This window comes from Oleiphilus sp. HI0067 (genome assembly GCF_001635735.1).
Genome location: NZ_LWFI01000166.1, coordinates 1 through 1,019 on the forward strand (window position 1 = coordinate 1; position 1,019 = coordinate 1,019).

Annotated in this window: 1 pseudogene; it reads left to right on the top strand. The window is 47.4% G+C overall.

The window, feature by feature from the left end:
* Nucleotides 1–894: pseudogene (locus A3739_RS30630) on the top strand (OmpP1/FadL family transporter).
* Nucleotides 895–1,019 lie beyond the last annotated feature (125 nt).

Genomic DNA, 1,019 nt, shown 5'->3' on the forward strand with positions numbered 1-1,019 from the left:
ATACCATCAGTAGCTTACGTACATAGTTTGTCTGATGACCTCAAAGTAGGGGTGTCTTTGATGGTGCATTACGGAAACAGTATTGATTATGCCGATGATTGGGCTGGTGTGAATGTCGCGAAGTCTGCCAGCATGGAGACAATTCAGGTGCAGCCATCCGTTGCCTATCGTGTAACAGATAGTTTGTCATTGGGCGCAGGTATTAACGCAAACTATATCAAGGCTGAGCAAGAGCTAACGGTAATGGGGCAAGATCTTGGCTTAGATGCTGATGATGTTGCGTATGGCTGGACAGCCGGCGCAACGTGGGATCTTAATCAGTCGAATCGTCTTGGATTGGTATATCGCTCAGAGGTCAATGCAGATCTATAAGGAGGTGACAGCCTCAACGGTACAAGCGACTATGCCTCTTTGAACTGGGATAACCCGGCGACAGTCATGTTGAGTGGTTATCACCAAGTCAGTGATAACTCAGCATTTGTATGGGATGTGGGTCGTGTGTTCTACAGCTCTTTTGAAACCACCACTATTTACTCTGGGCTTTTAGGTATGGAGCTAGATATAGATCGTCATTGGCAAGACGCCAATCCATATGCAGTCGGTTGGGAATATGCCTTGAATTCCGATTGGACCTTACAAACAGGATTTTCTTTAGATGAGAGCCCTGTAGATGACCAGCACCGTTCTGCCGATATGCCGCTTGATGAAATCAAACGCTGTACCGTTGGCGCGCTCTATAGAGCAACTCCAGAGGTGGATGTGGCATTCCGTTTAGAGTATGCCGATTTGGGAACGCCGAGCGTTGCGCATGAGTCAGGCTTGTTGGCGAACCCTGCAGGCGAGTACAACAATTCAGCAGTCGCTGGAGCGGTGTCAATGAATTATAAGTTTTAAGCATAAATATGACCGAGGGGTGTTATGAAGTTAGAGAATCTAGCTCGTTGCGATATTAAGTTGTTGGTTGCCTTACAAGTTTTACTTGAAGAGGAGAGCGTGTCTCGCGCCGCTGAGCGCTTGCA